Genomic DNA, 17,776 nt, shown 5'->3' on the forward strand with positions numbered 1-17,776 from the left:
GCTATATCTCCTTTTATCTGCCGACTGTGCCGGTGGAATTAATCAATTTGTCGAGCAGTTCATCAAAAGTAGTCATAAAACGCGCAGCGGCACTATAAGCGTGCTGGAACACGAGCATATTCGACATTTCTTCATCTAGCGATACTCCGCTAACAGATTGACGACGAGAATTAACTTGCTCTACAAGATAATCTGAGTTATCAGTTTGACGTGCAGCCTCTTGTGATTGAATACCTAGCTGACCCACCATGGAGCCAAGAAGTCCACCAACAGTATTGCTAATGCTACCGTCCGGCGTTGTAAATTTACTATCCTTGAGGTTCGTCAGTAATAATGCCAAGGTGTTATTTCCTTTTACGACTTGCGTATTCCCAGCTGCATCTACAGTAGTGCGCAACGAGGTTGCGAATAAGTTAACATCTGCAGCAATTTCCGGATTCAATTTGATCGTTCCAGCATCACCAGAAGTTACAAAGAAATCACGACCAGAGCTTCCATCCATCGCATAACCTAATTTGTGAAGTCCGTTCAAGCCTTTGACAATGGTCTTAGCGTCCTCATACATCGTTGCTCCCTTAGGCATTGCTTGACCAGCGGCCAAAGTAACTACGGTGCCATCTGCTTGAGTAATCTTAGCATCATTAGTCAACACCGTACCCTCAGGAAGATTAGAACCTGCCGGTATTGTAACTTCAACGTTACCAGTAGCAATCGTACTAGCCATATCGTTGAGTTGTTTCTTGTAGTCGGTCACATACGTATTTTTGGAGAAAATCATTCCGTAAGCTTCGCCGCCCTTCAAAGTTCCAGCGGCATAAGCATTATTAAGAAATGCACTATCTACGTTTGCAGTAACTTCTCCACCCTCTACCAGTGGCTGTCCACCCAGAGAAACGTTATAACCAGCTTCTGTCTCCACGACGGTAATATTAGCAATCTTGGATAGCTTGTCCGCCATCAGATCACGTTGATCGCGTAGATCATTCGCCTGATCACCCATACCTTCGATCTTATAGATCGATTTATTCAAGTCTGCGATAGCGGTCAGGTAGCCCTGAGCCTCTTTTGCTTTAACCTCAATATTAGTAGTTAGATCCCGATCAAGATTATCTAATTGCTTGCTCATATAATTCATGGCATCAGTCAAAGATTGTGCAGTTTGTACTACAATCTTACGAGCAGTAGGATCTTCCGGGTTCTTACTAAGATCTGACCATGATTTCCAGAAATTATCCAGAACTGTACGAATACCTGTATCCGATGGCTCGTTAACAATCGCTTCCAGCTTAGAGAGTGTGTCTGCTTGAAGTTTCCAGTTTCCAAATGCAGAATTCTCACCACGGTACTGATCATCCAGAAACATTTCCCGAATCCGATCGATAGATGAGAATTCCACCCCTGTACCCATTTGACCAGGAACGGTAGATTTATTAAATCCGTACGCTTCAATAGGTAAAGCGGCCTTCATATTAACACGTTGACGAGTATAACCCTCGGTATTCGCATTTGCGATATTGTGTCCAGTCGTATTAAGAGCTGCAGTCTGAGTAAAAAGGCTGCGTCTCGCGGTCTCTATCGAGTGAAATGTGGATGTCATGCTTCTTACTCCTCCTTATGTTCTGCTCCAGCAGAACACTTCATCAGTACAATTCTAGCCTCGTGCATCAAAAATCCCCGACCGATTTACGCCATTGCCCTTATCGGACGGATGATGATATGTGATATCCTGATTCGGTCTTCCGACTAGCAGATCCAAAGAATAATCTATAAAAGTAAGCGACTGCTCTATCAGCTTCTGATTAAGCTCATTTGCTTCTTTCAAGCGGTGCAAAGTGCCAGAAAGCTTCTGCTGAATATGCAGCAGTCGTGCCTTGTCTTCAGGGTCAAATATAAGTCTGGACAGCTCAGTTAGGTTCAGGTTCAAGTTGGAACGAATACCCACGCCTTGCAGAACTGTATATGCTGCCGCGATCCGCTGTTCCTCGAGCTGTCCAATCAGCTTCATTAGCTTGGACTCACGGTTCAGGATGTCGATTAATCCATCCACCTTGTTGTCCATAATCGTCTGTTTTTTCTCAGCGGCCAGCTCCAGCATTTGGTTATGCACTTCGTCCAGCCGCTCCAATAGTTCTATTAATGTCGTCAATGCCATGGATGGTTTCACCTAATTCTCGGAGGATCGCTTAAAGTAAGGGGCGAGTTTCTCTGCTAGCTTAGCTGCATCTACTTGATAGGTACCTGCGGAGACCTGTTGCTTCAAACTGTCGATCTTAAGTGCACGTTCAGCATCATTACCAGAATTCTGTGCTTGCAAGAGCTGAATTGCTTCATCAGAGATCGAAACCTCATCCTTGCGTGAACTTTTCTTCATTTGTTCCTGCCTTTGCGCATCCGCGCTGCGTTGATACGGATTCATCGCGTTAATTCGTCCGGTCTCGTTAATTTTCATAACTTCACCTTCCTTCTAATATAAAAAAGCCGATAATCTTTACTAAGTTTATCGGCGTAGACTGAAACATACTTTATAGCTGCAAACGTTTTTTTGCAGATTTTATAGGTCACGCAACTTATCTATGGCGCGATATGCACCGTCTGTTGTCTTTTTGGTAGAATCCTCAGCAGCACTTTCCTTGGCGGCATTCGTGAGATCTTTCCTTAGCCGAGAACGGCAGCTATCACACATATGCCCATCGCGAATCAGCGTTCCACACACCTCGCAGGGATACATCATATTAGGAGCATTAGCTATAGATATCCGGCCCTCTCGAATAAAGCGGGTGATCTCCTTAATCGAAATTCCCGTAGCATCGGACAGCTCTTGAATGTTGGTTCCTTTGTTCTCCCGCAAATAATCGACGCAGATCTCATATTCATGCTCCAGCTCTTTGATGCAAGGCTGGCACAAACCCATAAGATTCTTAACAAACAACCGGCCGCACCTTGGACAATTGTCTAGATTCATAACAAGCAGCCGCTCCTCTCCGTACATTCTGTACAACGCATAATATTCTTATGCTCCTAGATTACATGATTGCAGGGAATTCGTCTATGGGACGGAAGAAACCCTATTAAGTGTATGTTTCTCTTAAAAATTGAATGGAGCTGTTCACAATCATGCATTTTTGCTCCTCTTAGGAACGTGCCCAAGTTAAGCTATACACCTCTACCGCATAACCATAATCTGAACCCATTTGTTGTATTATTTCAGCGCACGCACGAATGGTACTGCCCGTCGTATAAATATCATCAACAATAATAATCCGAACAGGACGATTTAGAGGTACCTCCCTTTTCATCCAATCCGCAAATTGTGTTGTTACTGCCGGATTCTCTGCAAAAGCGTGCTTCATATCTGTTAGTCGTTCCGCTCGGCTCTTAAAGCTCTGTTTCCCCGTATGGTGTGTGCGAATCAGCAACGGAAGCTGTGGAACCTTCCTACGTCTAGATAACACATCCGCCAATCTTTCCGCTTGATTAAACCCCCGCTCCATAAGCCGGGAATTACTGACAGGCACCGGCACTAACAAATCAGCAGACCAAGAGCGATGGATTATGGATGGTTTTCGGGATAAAAGAGCACTATGCTTCTCTTCTTTCAAAGTTAGATACGCTCTATCCAGCATGAGGCCAAGTAAAGGTGCATATCTTTCATTTCCGCGATATTTATACTGACCCAGCCATTCTCTCATAACGCTAGTGTAGGCCACTGCACTCCGGTTACAAATAATCGGTGACGGTTCACTACTACGGGCACAGTCGGGACAGCCCACATGCCGACCACATTTCAGGCAACGAGGGGAACGTATCCAAGGAATGGATTCTACGCATATTCTGCAAACTCCAGGAAATTGTGAGGATCCAGGATTACGCTTGCCACAGGTTAAGCATGGAGTTACGGAAGGGGACAAGAGTGCCCGAGATTTGGTTAACCATGAGAACAGGGAGCTCATCTCGGCGCCTCCTTGCTAATGTATCCTTTACGGCGAGCGATGATGTTCATAGTACGTATCTGGGAGATCGCTCCTCGCTGTGATCGGGTCCACTGGGGAGAGGCAAATACAACACGCCCAGCAGGATCATCCTTAGATCGCCCGGCACGACCCGCCATCTGAACCAAGGAGGCTTCGTCAAAGAGATCGCTATCCGCATCCAAAATAAATACATCGCTGCGTGGCACTGTAACTCCTCGTTCCAGAATTGTAGTGGTTACTAATAGGGAGATAGCACGGTTGCGAAAAGCAGTTACCTTTTCCGCCCGGAAGGGATCTTTGGAGGAAGTACCCTCGATAACTACGCCAGGAAAGCTCCGACGAAGCAGCACCAGTAATCCTTCAATATGAGCAATACGAGATACAAAGCAAAAGATTTGCGCCTCGCGCTCGAGCGACTTACGAAGCGTATGTATGAGAGATCTAGGTAAAATCCCACGCTTTAGGCATGTTTGAACGGATGTCATGGTCAGATGCTGCGGTACAGGCAAAGGATGACCATGGAAGCGGACAGGCACTCTGGCATGTGGAAGTCTACCTGAGCGTACCAACCGCTGCATTTCTTGCGGTGGTGTGGCTGATAAGTAGATAAAAGAACCATCTACCTTACAAGCTTGTTCTGCGGCATAAGCCAGCATAGGATCATTGTGGTAAGGAAATGCGTCCAGCTCGTCTATGATAACGAGATCAAAGGCTCGATGGAAGCGCAGCAGCTGATGGGTGGTCGCGAGCGTTAAGCGACCACTCACCCAGCGTTCTGTGCTGCCGCCATAAAGCACGGCGAGAATCTCCGCCGGGAAAGCCTTCGCGAGCCGCGGGGCGAGCTCGAGTACGACGTCGCGGCGCGGCGTCGCTACGAGCGCCCGCCCACCGGCGGCGAGCACGGCCTCTAGGAGCGGGAAGATCATCTCCGTCTTCCCGGCTCCCGTCACCGCCCAGAGCAGGAAACGCTCTGGGCACATTTTGGCGGAGCGCTCGCGCCGCTCCGCCAGAAAACCCAGCGCAGCGCCAGCGGCTCCCGCCTGCGCTGGACTTAACCCCCACCGGCCTGCGGCCACGGTGGGGTCAAGGGCGGCCGTGCATCGCACGGCCGGAAGCGCTGCGCTGCGTAGCAGCAGCGCGCAAGCCCGGCTGCGCCCAAGTGCGAGGCAGGCCTCGCAATAGGCGCAGCCCATAAGGCCGCACGCGGCGCATGCCGTGCGGCCGGTCGGAGCGCTGCCGCAACGCAGGCAGCGCGAAATCGCGCGGCGAGCGACAGCGCCGCGCCACAATACGTGCGGCAGCCTAGCCGCCGCACGCGCCAGAGCGCCAGCGCTCGCAGGGAGCTGGCGGGCCCATGCCCCATGCGCAGCCGGGGCGTGACTACCAACGGCGGCGGCAAACGTAAGCCGCCCCTGCAAATGCGCCAGTTGTGCCGCCTGGCGCCAACGACCTGTCAGCTCTGGCAATCCTTCTGCCAGTAACGCCTCTATTTCCGGCTGCAGCAAAGAGCGGCCGGCCACCGCATGTACGAGTTGTTCTACCTCCGATTCAAGCAAAGCATAATCGAGATCATTTCCTCTGCAATCATTGTTTTTCTTAGACGATTCTATAAATCCCCCCCTTAGTTCAGAAGCCCGCCATAGTGACACCCTCTGACTAAGCCACTCTTCCTCGGCTATTCCTCCTGCTTCCCTCTCTTCCTTCAACTCTGGCTCAAGAACACTGCTTACGTATTGACCCCACTCCTTAGCCCCCCAGTTCCTCATTCCGTCTCTTTGTTTAAAACGATCGCGCAGCTTCACCGCCCAGCCCAGCGGCAGTGCAGGAGATAATAAGACCAGCTTGTCCACCGTCACTAAGTCTCTACCTTGACTCTCCGGCCCAGCGCCAGACCGCCACCATCTATCTACTGTAAGATCTAAAGAAATCCAAGCACTCCAGAACCCTCTACATTCCAAGGCATATACAGCAACTTGCATAAAATCGGCCTCCTTAAGTCTCACCATTAATCGCTCTTGCCCACATCACTTTCCCTGCCTCAAACGCAAAAAGCACACTTCTCCATTTCTTGGAGAGTGTGCTTCACCCGTTACTCACATATTTACTTAAAATCTGTCGCGCTTTGATTCGCATCCCCTACTTCCTGCCATCCCCATAAAAGGCAACGAAACAGACTGCCCTGACAACCGCAAGTCTACCACAATCCCTTGTCGCTGCAACTCTTCTTCACTCACCTGAAAAGTGTACATAGATGTTGCAAGATCGATAGAGCAGCCACTATCAGCCAGCCTGGAAACAATTCCAAGGGTTCCATCGCTCGAGCCATCATCCATGAACGTTACTCGAAATCGTTTTCCAGTTAAAAAAGCTTGAAATGTCAGCGCCCGAATGTACCATTCCACAACAGATGCATGATTGCGGGTAATCAAAATATAATGAATCCATTTCACGGACTGCGGTGTCTGCCGCACCTTCTGCCGATTATGCAGCATATGAATAATCACTGCAGCGGATACATAAACAGCCGCAATCCATATCAACTGGGCTACCATGGAGATGCACCTCCTCTGTATACCAACACTATATGCCGGCTTTAAAAGGTCGGTGACTGCCCAGAGTTCCTATCAAGCATAAACGCCTTCGGCATCCTTGCAAGGACGGTAAACGTTTAAGCTAGAAATATAAGACATAAAGTATGGTGTGAAACTTATACTTTCTTATATTTTCAAGGAACAAGCTGTGCTCTCCTTGATTTCATTCCTATATGTAACGTAAATCTGTAGATATTTTTATAAGGTTACCCAACCATATTTGATCGAATTGATTACGGCTTGCGTACGATCATCCACTTCCATTTTTTGCAAAATACTACTCACATGGTTTTTAACTGTTTTTTCACTAATAAACAAATACTCACCGATCATTTTGTTACTCTTACCTTCCGCCATCAGCCGCAGTACTTCTGCTTCACGACGTGTTAGAGGATTGTTGTCACCGGCCACAAACTTAACACCGGCTTCCTTCACTACCGTATCTGCAGCCACTCCAGTCTCATTAAGGTACGTCATGCGCCGCAATTGATTGATAAGCTTTCCGGTAACCTTTGGATGTATAAAAGCGTGTCCCTCACAGACCGAACGGATCGCATTAATAAGGGATTCAGCCTCCATATCCTTCAATAAATAACCATTAGCACCCTTACGAAGGGTTTCAAACACATAACTCTCATCATCATGAATCGATAAAATAATTACCTTAACCTCCGGGAACATTTCCCGCAGTTTTTGAGTGGCCTCCACGCCATTCTCAATAGGCATATTAATATCCATCAGTACGATGTCTGGTTTAGTTCCATTACAGAACTCTAATACCTGGATACCGTCACCACATTCACCGATGACTTCGATATCCTCCTCCATATTCAAAATACGTTTCAGCCCTTCACGAAAAAGCTGATGATCATCCGCCAAAAGAACTTTAATGGGCGTTTTAGTAGAGTTTAAGTTCTCCATCACATTACTCCTTCCCTTTCTCCACGTTCGTCGGAATGTGGATCACAATTGTTGTCCCCTGATTCTCGGCTGATATGATTTCCATTCTGCCTTCAAGCAGCTCTACACGTTCCCGCATACCTACTAGCCCGAAGCTTTCACGATTGCCCTGCGGATTCTTTAATTTCTGCACATTAAAACCTAATCCATTATCCTTAATCACAATCTTAATTAACTGCGCTTGGTAAGTAATCTCTACCAATACGAAACTCGGGTAGGCGTGTTTAGCTGCATTAGACAAAGCTTCCTGGACCAATCGGTATACCGCTGCCTCCATGGCTGAAGATAGTCGATGTTCCTGACCTCTGGTTTCCAAGGTCGTCCTTAGCTTCGTCTTCTCCTCAAAATCATGTACATATTTCCGCAAAGTCGGAATTAATCCCAAATCATCGAGAGCCATCGGTCGTAAATTAAAGATGACCTTACGCATTTCTTCCAGACTGTATCGAACCTGTCCTTTCAAATCTATTACTTCGTCTTGCACCAACCCAAATTCCTGCTTTACCAGCATTCTTTCTACAATTTCCGTCCTAAGGACTAGATTCGCCAGCATTTGAGCAGGACCATCATGAATTTCCCGGGCAATTCTCTTCCGTTCTTCTTCTTGAGCCAGGATTATCTTGAGTCCTATCATCTGTCTGTTCTTCGCAGATTCGACAATTCTCGTCACCTGACCTAGTTCTCCCGACAAATATTCGAGCACTACGCTCATTTGCGAACCAATGGACTCTGCACGCTCTACAGAATTTTCGACACTGCGCACTCGCATTTGTAATTCATCACGTCTTGATCGAAGATAGACCTCTCGCTCACGCGTCATCATGAGTTCGAGCTGTAGCTCCGTAGCCTTCTCATAGGCAATACGGATATCCTTCTCCGAGTAGCGGACAAAGTCCCGGCTGACCTCTGTCAGCCGGATTCTGGAGCGGTGATACTGCAGCTCCAGCTTGTCTACTTTTTTCAATGTCTCATCCGTTTCGTCCATGACCCGCTGCAGTTCTTTGTTGAGTGCAGCAAGTTCATCACGCGCAACCTGCAATATTTCAAAAATCTGATACTTGCTGCTCTCCATCACGTCGATGGTATTTTTAATGACGCGATCAATCGCATCGGCTTGAAATTCCACGGATGCTTGCCCCTTTTCTATCGAATCGTTATAAAGGTTTTCCTTTATATTAACATATCACGATTCGATAGTTACGGTCTTCGTTTTCTGTTCCCATTTTACAGTTAATCCTAGCTGTTCAGAAACTAGTCTTAATGGCACTAAAGTCCTACCTTGTAAAATGATTGGTGCTACTTCAGCACTCTGACGTTTACCGTTCAGCAGATATTCCTTTTTATTTACGGTAAGGTCCAGTGCCTTGGCTCCGCGTAATACCATGATCTTCTTATTCACCTGATCCCAAGTAGCGCTGCCTCCGAAAGCATCAAGGACATACCGAATTGGCACATAAGTACTGCCGTCTTTTACAATTGGAGCTACATCAATAGCTTTCTTTGTTCCGTTTACGGTCATTGCTTTCGAGCCAATGCTCATGGAAGCCGTACCTTTCGGTAAGCCTGCATCACTAGAAAGCGATGGCATTGTAAACTTGATATTATCAACGGCAACTGTACCCGTCTTCGCCCGTTCATCTTGGCCTTCCTCTACGTTGACTACATAGAGTCTCTTCAGCGTTGCTGGGAATTTAATGCCTGAGCCTGACAAGTCAATGTTAATGTTCTTCCAACCATTCCAATCGATGATCTTCGCAAGATCCACATAAGCTGTAGCTCCACTGTTGTCTACAAATTCAGCACGTAACCAGTTCAAGCTCATATCGCCCATCACATCAACCGACATCGAAGTTGCAAGCGCTGGAACTGTTTTTCCGCTTGTACCATTAAGCTGAGCATAAGCATACATTTTCCCGCTTCCAGCCGTCATATCATAACTGAGTGACAGCACCTTGGAGCCTACTCTTTCAGCCGTTCCATCCACTATTGTTGCAGTACCCTGTACCGCTGGAACATTGGTAGTAAAGTCAATTGGATAGCTTACCTTCTCGAAATCTTCCCATGTTGTAGCTGCTGCTGTTGATAATACTACGACTGCACTAAATCCATCATAACGGGCAATAGCGTAACCTGTAGTAACCCCTGCATCAACGGCGTTTACAGTTAACTTGCCATCTTTTACAGCTCCCTTAAAGCCTACAAACTCCCACTTCAGGGCTGAATCCGGAACATTAATAGTTGTTCCACTCTTCGTAGCTGCCGTAACAGGGACAGACACAGTAGTTCCGGTTGTCAGTGGAGCTGTAGCTGTACCTACACTCATACTGGATAGATCTTCTCCACCCAGAACTGTAACGGTTGTAGAGGCGCTTGCAGCACCGCTTTTAGCTGTTAAGGTGACGGTACCTGGCTTCACTGCTGTTACTTCTCCCGCACTTACAGTTGCGCTTCCGCCGCTTGATACCCAAGTAGGATTACCTGCTGCTACATCAATAGGGTTGTAGTAAGTGTCATAACCTTTTAAAGAATACGTTGCCTTTTGTCCAACCAGCAGTGCGGAACTTCCGCTAATTTTGATCCCTTTCACTTCACCTTGCGGTGCGTTAGTGTAGACACCAAGCCCGTTAACGATGCTACGTTGCTCTGTACCATACTCTGTATTAAAAGTTAGTGTAGTAGAGGTTTCACCGAGGGGCCGGTCTACCATCGTTGTAGAACCACCTCCATCGAGATTAAGACCTTTCCAGACTCCGATATTCGTCATAAATGATTGCAGTTCGGTTAGAGACATCCCTGAACTATTGCCATTTTTCTCAGTAGCTATGATATATACATAACGTCCGTCTTGAGAATATCCTAAAGCCGTACGAGCACGATAGCCTCCAATGCTACTAGTAGAACGAGAGAACGTTGCTGCTTTTCCGTTATTTACTAGAATCGTATGTCCGCCAATCATTGTTTGTAGATTCGCAGGATCTAGCGATTGCTGTGTAGTCTTAGATTTCAGAGAGTACACACTTGTTACAGGTTGTCCTACCGTCAAATGGGCAGTAACATATCGTGCGGCTAAGCCATGTGCCCGCAAAATATAAGCCCCCTTTGGAACTGCCGTAGGGAGTGCAGCATTTTCTGAAATTTGAGTAACTACACCATTCTCAACAAGAACCTCTGTTGGAGTGGTAGAGCTATTTTTAGGGCGGTCGAGTGCAGTCCATACATCTGTGTAGATATACATAGCATTAGCATGACTATAAGTCGAGCTTCCGCCTTCAGGGCTATAAGCACCTTTATTGATACCGGAGATCTCAAACTGTGCGCCATCTGGCGCGGTTACCATCCCCTCAAAGCTGTACTCGTCAATAATAGGTTTGCGATCTTTTGTCACTGCAAAGGCATACATTCCATCCAATTGTGAAGGGGTAGACACCAGTACTCCACCTGATACTTGTCCACCGATCGGAGCACCCTCTCCACCTGTATTAAAATAATCGCCATTTACTGCGGCCACGGCTCCAGTTTCCTTGGCCATCCCGCCAGTACTTTGCCGCGTAGTCAGGTTTCCACCTTTACCAGTCATTACATCTAAAGAAACATATGGATTGTTAAGATCTACACGAATGACATCCGCAAGCCCAGAAGCACTCGCCCCAGAACGTGTAGTAGTATATTTATATTTCATCATAATGGCGCCCGAAGTAATCACTTCTTCTCCCAGCTTACTTACTTTAAAAGGAGCTGTGGCTGCAGCTGCGATTGGTGCAGACCCCTGACCAAACAGCATCATACCTTCACTGCCGATTACCGGCATAATCCATAACACACCAGCCAATGAAGCAGCAATCCACTTTTTAGTGGAAGATAATCTTATTCCCCGTACAACCTCGCTACTCTTCTTCTCCATGAAAACTTCATTCATTTCAACGTAACTCTCCCATCTCTTTTGTACTCTATCAGTCCATATCAATGTCTGGAAACTGGTTCCTATTTTTCTAGTACTCTTTTAATAGACTGAAAACAAGCCAAAAAGTTGCGAAATTGAGAGATTTCAAGCTTTATAGAATCGAAATTGTCATAATTAAACGACAAAAAAAGCCCGGCATAATTGCCGGACTTTACCATTTATTTCGTTGTTTATAAGAGTTGTTTACAAGTAATCTGCCTGTTTCAGCATCCGCTGCAGCATCACGGCAGCTTGTGCACGCGTGGCATTTCCCTGGGGTTGAAATTGACTTGTTGTCATACCCAAGATAATCCCTGATTGCACTGCCTTTGCGACGAACTCCGCACTTTGATTCTGAATCTTTGCCTTGTCCTTGAATTTTGCAAGTGTTGAGGCAGAAGTACCGCTTAGGGTAATAGGATGATTGGTATATTCCATCGCTCGGATCATCATGATCGCCATCTGCTCGCGTGTTATATTATCATTCGGACGGAAGGTACCATCCGTATTCCCTGTAATAATACCTGCCTTAGCCGCTGCGCCAATGTAGTCTCCCGTTTGTGTGGAAGGCTGCACATCCCGGAAACGTTGTGCGGTTTCACGATCTCCTAACAAACCTAGACCTCGACTGAGCATTATAGCAAACTCAGCACGGGTAATTTTTTTCTCCGGATTAAACGTACTACCGTAGCTGCTATCAATAATATTCTTTGCGTTAAGCTCAGCTACGATAGCATTACTCCAATGCTTACCCATATCCGTGAAAGCACGGGTGGATAAGAACGTCCCTAATATCTGATTACCAGCGGTACGAGCACGGATAACCGTATAGTTACCGACCGTACTGACCTTTGTAGGTAGATAAGCCGCATCGTAGTAGGAAAGGTCCAATCTGGCCGCAGATGTCTGCGCACTATTTAATGAAGAAGTAGTACGTACGGTATATTCTCCTGGTACAGTCAGTGCCTTAGCATTCGAATAATTACCGCTAACGATCGCCGTCACCCGAACATCCATAAGACTAGTAATGGTTCGCATACCCATTGTTTGTAGCTTTTGCTCAAAAGGTGTAAATGTACCTGCTGGAACTTTATCCAAGCGGAACACGAGCGAGATATTTTTACTGTCCGAGATCAGGCTGCTCGCCAGCCCATTCATATCAATATCATCGAGCCCTACGCTAAATAGGTTATCTCCATGACGAATCATGAACTTAGTATTTTTATTACGATTTACCGCGTCTAGTAATGGTTTTAGCGGAGCAGTCACAAAAGCTGCTTGCTCCGTGGAAGGAACCTCAAAAGCCAATACATCATTATTCATCTTATACAGATATTCATAACTGGCAGCTATTCGATCTGCGTTTAAAGTATATCTTTTTACAGATTGATTATATACAGAACGGTCATCCACAATTTGCGAGGAATCGCTCTTTAATAGTGCATACTCTTTTCCAAATTCACTCGTTGCAAGTGTTCCCAGATAGGATGGACGATTTCCAGATCCAGTGGTCACGCCGGTTAGATTCTGAACTGATAAAGCTGAGAATGAGGATAGTGTATTCCCACTCAAATCCTTAATCGTCCCGGTACCAGACATATAGGACAGGTCCACTGTTTGACCGGTCTTTACAACCGAGGATAACGTTATTTTTAGAATATTACCTGAGATATAGTAGGATTGCACTCCCAAGCTACTGCCATCTGCTCTAACTCCAAACTGATTGGCGTAGAGGGAACCGGATGCCTGCATATTCTTTGCAAAAGTAACTGTTAACTCGTCACCTGAAACTGTCGCTGAATTAATCTCCGGTATAGTAGTGCCGCTGTTTTCTGAGATGGATACAGGCTGCAGGTTAATATACGCTGCCCGATTCCCATTCAAATCACTTATCCCGGCAGAACCCGGCACATAAGATATGGTCACATTCTGTTTAACCGCGAGCGCTGTCTGAAGCGTTAAAGTAACCTGAGTGCCGCTGGCCGATACATTAGTCACATAATTAGGCGTGCTGCCCACTAACACAGAGAATTGGCTATTCAGTGGGAGATTGGTTGTAGACAAGCCTTCATTATAATTCAGAATGATTTTAGTGCCGCCTCCGGTTGCACTTTGAAACACTGGCGCAATCGTATCGTTACTGTTACGGATATTGAAATCAGTAAAGTCCGCAATATTTTGTCCATAAGAATTCAGCAAAGGATACGAACCTGCATAGTAGGACACCCGAACGTTCTGTCCATTTGATGCTTCACTGCCCAATGTTAAATATACTGTATTGCCACTGGAACTGATCGAGTTGACCCCAAGTGAGCTTCCATCTGCAGTCACTGAGAACTGGTTATGAGCGTAATAAGAAACGGGCTTTAGTGTATCGTTAAAATTTAATACTACTGATCTTCCCGTGATTCTCCCGTCTTTAGGTGTCGGCATGGAGGACTCGATGGAGTTCGTAATCTGTTTAGAGCTAAAAGTGCTCGCTGCATTTCCGCTTGGATCCTGAATCGTCCGCAATCCGCCATTATAGCTGACCTTTACAATCTGCCCAACTGCTACTCCTGTACTCAGCACCAAGTAGGTACTGTCTCCCTGAATATAAACACTTTCTATCGCTCGATTCTCGTCGTTCACCGTAACTCCAAAGCTTGAGGTTAACAGCGCTATGGATGAATTGAGAGACTCATTATATTTCAGACGAATGGTTCGGTTATTCTCAAGCTGTGCTGATGTGAGCTGTGGAGCTGTCTTATCCAGAGACAAGGTCTTGAAGCTCCATGAATTTTTACCACTTAATCCGTCATATAGAACGTTAGCATCACTTGCGTCTACAAAAGCCCCTTTAGCGATATCAATGTAATAAGTTGAATCACTATCTAACGCTACAGAAGGTGTGATTATAAATTCTTTGGCTGTAGTGGTACTCCGAGTAACGTTAACCGGCACCTGAGATCCTCCGCTTTTATATAGAGCCACACCATTGGCCACTGCACTGTTGTAATTCACATCCCGATTAAAAGCGATCGAAAAGGATCTGTTGTTAGCAATAGATTCACTTCGATCAGATGGATTCAAAGCACTTACGCCAAGTCCAGTCAAAGATACCGTTGTGAAGGTCCAAGTGTACGGGCCCGAGGCAGGAAATACATTTCCATCTTGATCATAAAAAGCACCCTGGGGGATCGTAACTGTATATTGTGTGCCGTTTAGCAGAGGTGAGGCTGATGATGCTGGATTCAATGTTATGGTTCTGCTGCTTCCTCCAGTAACGGCTGGGGAGTTCACATTAAGCCATCTTGTTCTAGCATCGTTAGCTGCCCCTGGGGACACCGTAATTACACCTGATGCAGGCATCATAGGACGGTCAAAAGTGAGCTGTAGCGCTCCTGTGGTAGATATACCACCTGCACCGTTAGCCGGTGATGGAGTCATCGGAATTTCAGCTACACCTTTCGTAGAGAAACTCCATACATTCCCGCTAGAAATACCAGCAAACGTCCGATTATCGGCATCCTTAAAAGCGTAGGCATCAATAAGAACATAATAATTCCCTCCGGCTGCCAAAGCCTTATCCAATGATAATTTAACTGTAGTAGAGTTTGCATCCGTTTGAACGTTAACTCTAGTGTCATCATCCTTGATTTTGAACTCTTGCACTGTTGTATTATCTGCTGAGGATAGGATTCGGATAGAGCCCCCACCTTTTAACAGCTGCTTATTTAGTGTCAGGCTAAGTTCCTTTAAACTCCCGGCATCTACTCTTGCATTACTAGCCGGTGAAAAGTTGCCTGCCGTGATAGCCGTATTACTCTCAGGAGCGGTGGTAAATGCCCATGAAGTAAGTCCTGATTCATTACCCTCATTATCTTTGAACAATCCTTTGGGAATTGTGACAGTGTATACCTTATTCGGAGTGAACTGTTGGTTTGGCCCTAATTTAAGCTCGTAGTCTTTTGAACTACCAATTAAACCATAACTACCAATAGGAATCGTGACAAAAGGTGTACTATCACCCTGACCCGTGATCGTAATTTCTCCAGCCTGTGGGTTTACTTGACGATCAAAGCTTAATTTAAGAGATGATCCGATATTTACATAGGTTGCTCCAGGTGCTGGCGACACGCTTATGCCAAACTCTGCTGCAGCATGTACTGCCGATATTCCAATTCCGATAGAAGGATACCCTGCTCCAAGTACCAGTTCTCCCGCTAGAAAAAGTGCCGTCCATATTGAAACTTTTCTTTTCATGCCGTGATAGACTCCTCTCAAACCATACTAACGTCTTTATGTATATTCTTATATTTCGGTTAAAGGGCTTGCAAAGTTTAGTAGTCTACTTTTCTATGATTAGAATCAATCCAAATACTGACCATTATATAAAAATAGCCCGCAGAGCTGACACTAAGTGCCAACTTGCGGGCTTAACGAATTATAAGAACATATAATTAACTACAATCCTGCCTGACCTCTGAGTAATTCCGCTTTATCTACGCGTTCCCAAGGAAGATCAACATCAGTCCGTCCAAAATGGCCGTATGCTGCAGTCTGTCTATAGATCGGTTTACGTAAATCAAGCATGGAGATAATACCCGCAGGGCGAAGATCAAAGTTGTTGCTGATCAGTTGAACCATTTTTTCCTCACTGATTTTACCTGTTCCGTATGTATCCACATTAATCGAGACAGGAGTAGCCACACCAATGGCATAAGCAAGCTGGATCTCACATTTATCAGCTAGACCTGCAGCTACAAGATTCTTCGCCACATAACGAGCTGCATAAGCCGCAGAACGGTCCACTTTAGTTGGATCCTTACCAGAGAATGCACCGCCGCCGTGACGAGCATATCCGCCATACGTATCAACGATAATCTTCCGTCCAGTCAGACCGGCATCCCCTTGAGGACCACCAATCACAAATCGTCCTGTTGGGTTAATAAAATACTTAGTTTCAGCATCGAGCAGTTCCGCAGGAACAACCGGCATAATTACATGCTCTTTAATATCTGCCTGAATTTGTTCAAGAGAAATTTCTTCCGCATGCTGTGTAGATACTACGATAGCATCCACGCGTACAGGCTTCTCATCTTGATACTCGATCGTAACTTGTGTCTTCCCGTCAGGACGCAAATATTCCAAAGTCCCGTTCTTACGAACTTCAGATAAGCGGCGAGCAATACGGTGAGATAAAGCGATCGGTAACGGCATCAGTTCTGGTGTCTCATTCGTAGCAAAACCGAACATCAAGCCTTGATCACCCGCGCCAATATTTGCTGTTTCTTCAGCCAATTGTGCTGGATCACGGTGCTCGAGAGCAGAGTTTACACCTTGAGCAATATCAGCTGACTGTTCATTCAGTGAGCTCAACACTGCACAGGTATTATAATCAAAACCATATTTTGCACGAGTGTAGCCAATTTCTTTAATGGTATTGCGTACGATGGCAGGAATATCTACATACTCAGATTTGGTACTGATTTCCCCGATCACCAAAACAAGACCAGTTGCTACTGCTACTTCGCAGGCTACACGTGCATTTGGATCATTAGCTAAAAATGCATCGAGTACCGCATCGGAAATCTGGTCACAGATTTTATCCGGATGCCCCTCCGTCACGGACTCGGAAGTAAACAAATGACGCCCTTTAATAGACAAGTATAACAACCTCCCTTATGGTTAGTCTGACACTGTATAAGGAGTTCCTTTATAATCACACAGGCCAAATAAAAAAAATATAAAACAAAACAACTCAGAAGCCTGTTTCTTTTTATGAAGGATGATTGCAGTATTTCATGTTTATATTCACTAAACTCTTCAAAAAATGAACCTTTCCCATATGGAAAAGGTCTAAGGCTTTCCTCAAAAGTCATATTATCTTATTTGGGGGGTGGTGTCAATTACTCCGAAGCCCCTCCATCACAGTATAAATATTGATTCCACAGTATTAAAAAGAAATATCAGATAGGATTAATAAGAATTCCTTCACCCTGATATTATTAAAGAAGAGACTGTTCTGCTTGCTTAATGAGTCTCTTCGTGATTTCTCCGCCAACAGAGCCATTATCTCTTGAACTAAGATGTCCAAGATACTGGCTACGGCTAGAACCCCTACCTCCGATTGCTCCTAATTCAGAAGCAAACTCTGTGTCTGCTCCGCCTCCATAATGCGCTCCATATAAACCGAATTCAGCTGCAATTTCATATTGCATTTGCTTCAGCATTGCCCGACTTTCTGGTACCACTGTACGATTATTACGTGCCATGTTACAGCACCTCCTGTGAATTTGTAAGATTACAGGAATATTGTGCGTCCAACATCT

Annotated in this window: 13 protein-coding genes; all 13 read right to left on the minus strand. The window is 45.7% G+C overall.

Going from position 1 to position 17,776, the window contains the following annotated elements; translation table 11 throughout:
- Positions 1-13: 13 nt before the first annotated feature.
- The 13 genes from flgK to L1028_RS01950 all read right to left on the minus strand — a co-directional run bounded on the left by flgK (position 14) and on the right by L1028_RS01950 (position 17,719).
- The gene (flgK, locus tag L1028_RS01890; RefSeq protein WP_234530563.1) at positions 14-1,597 is read right to left on the minus strand and encodes a flagellar hook-associated protein FlgK; all 1,584 of its coding nucleotides are present in this window, start codon (positions 1,595-1,597) and stop codon (positions 14-16) included.
- Between the two features lie 54 nt (positions 1,598-1,651).
- Positions 1,652-2,152, minus strand: coding sequence for a flagellar protein FlgN (locus L1028_RS01895; protein WP_234530565.1), 501 nt, complete (start codon positions 2,150-2,152; stop codon positions 1,652-1,654).
- Between the two features lie 12 nt (positions 2,153-2,164).
- Positions 2,165-2,449, minus strand: coding sequence for a flagellar biosynthesis anti-sigma factor FlgM (gene flgM / locus L1028_RS01900; RefSeq protein ID WP_234530575.1), 285 nt, complete (start codon positions 2,447-2,449; stop codon positions 2,165-2,167).
- A 102-nt stretch (positions 2,450-2,551) separates the two neighbouring features.
- The gene (locus L1028_RS01905) at positions 2,552-2,962 is read right to left on the minus strand and encodes a TIGR03826 family flagellar region protein (protein WP_234530577.1); all 411 of its coding nucleotides are present in this window, start codon (positions 2,960-2,962) and stop codon (positions 2,552-2,554) included.
- A 169-nt stretch (positions 2,963-3,131) separates the two neighbouring features.
- Positions 3,132-3,950, minus strand: coding sequence for a ComF family protein (locus L1028_RS01910; RefSeq protein WP_234530579.1), 819 nt, complete (start codon positions 3,948-3,950; stop codon positions 3,132-3,134).
- A complete protein-coding gene (locus L1028_RS31595) occupies positions 3,947-5,950 on the minus strand; it encodes an ATP-dependent helicase ComFA (RefSeq protein ID WP_234530591.1) in 2,004 nt (667 codons plus the stop codon). The genes L1028_RS01910 and L1028_RS31595 overlap by 4 nt, the downstream gene beginning before the upstream one ends.
- A gap of 126 nt (positions 5,951-6,076) precedes the next feature.
- Positions 6,077-6,523 (minus strand): glycosyltransferase family A protein, encoded by a 447-nt coding sequence (locus L1028_RS01920; protein ID WP_234530593.1) that lies wholly within the window; start codon positions 6,521-6,523, stop codon positions 6,077-6,079.
- A gap of 237 nt (positions 6,524-6,760) precedes the next feature.
- Complete coding sequence (locus L1028_RS01925) at positions 6,761-7,483, minus strand: response regulator (protein WP_042131342.1); 723 nt, start codon at positions 7,481-7,483, stop codon at positions 6,761-6,763.
- 4 nt (positions 7,484-7,487) lie between these two features.
- Positions 7,488-8,648 carry a sensor histidine kinase gene (locus tag L1028_RS01930; RefSeq protein ID WP_042131343.1) on the minus strand — a complete coding sequence of 387 codons (1,161 nt, stop codon included), beginning with the start codon at positions 8,646-8,648 and terminating at the stop codon, positions 7,488-7,490.
- 57 nt (positions 8,649-8,705) lie between these two features.
- Positions 8,706-11,423, minus strand: coding sequence for a stalk domain-containing protein (locus L1028_RS01935; protein WP_234530604.1), 2,718 nt, complete (start codon positions 11,421-11,423; stop codon positions 8,706-8,708).
- Positions 11,424-11,666: 243 nt separating this feature from the next.
- The gene (locus tag L1028_RS01940; protein WP_234530606.1) at positions 11,667-15,707 is read right to left on the minus strand and encodes an Ig-like domain-containing protein; all 4,041 of its coding nucleotides are present in this window, start codon (positions 15,705-15,707) and stop codon (positions 11,667-11,669) included.
- Between the two features lie 201 nt (positions 15,708-15,908).
- Positions 15,909-17,111, minus strand: a complete 1,203-nt coding sequence (metK, locus tag L1028_RS01945; RefSeq protein WP_042192431.1) for a methionine adenosyltransferase — start codon at positions 17,109-17,111, stop codon at positions 15,909-15,911.
- 341 nt (positions 17,112-17,452) lie between these two features.
- A complete protein-coding gene (locus tag L1028_RS01950) occupies positions 17,453-17,719 on the minus strand; it encodes an alpha/beta-type small acid-soluble spore protein (protein WP_234530608.1) in 267 nt (88 codons plus the stop codon).
- Positions 17,720-17,776: the final 57 nt, after the last annotated feature.

The sequence above is a fragment of the Paenibacillus pseudetheri genome, from assembly GCF_924513355.1.
In the GTDB taxonomy this organism is placed as follows: domain Bacteria; phylum Bacillota; class Bacilli; order Paenibacillales; family Paenibacillaceae; genus Paenibacillus_AQ; species Paenibacillus_AQ pseudetheri.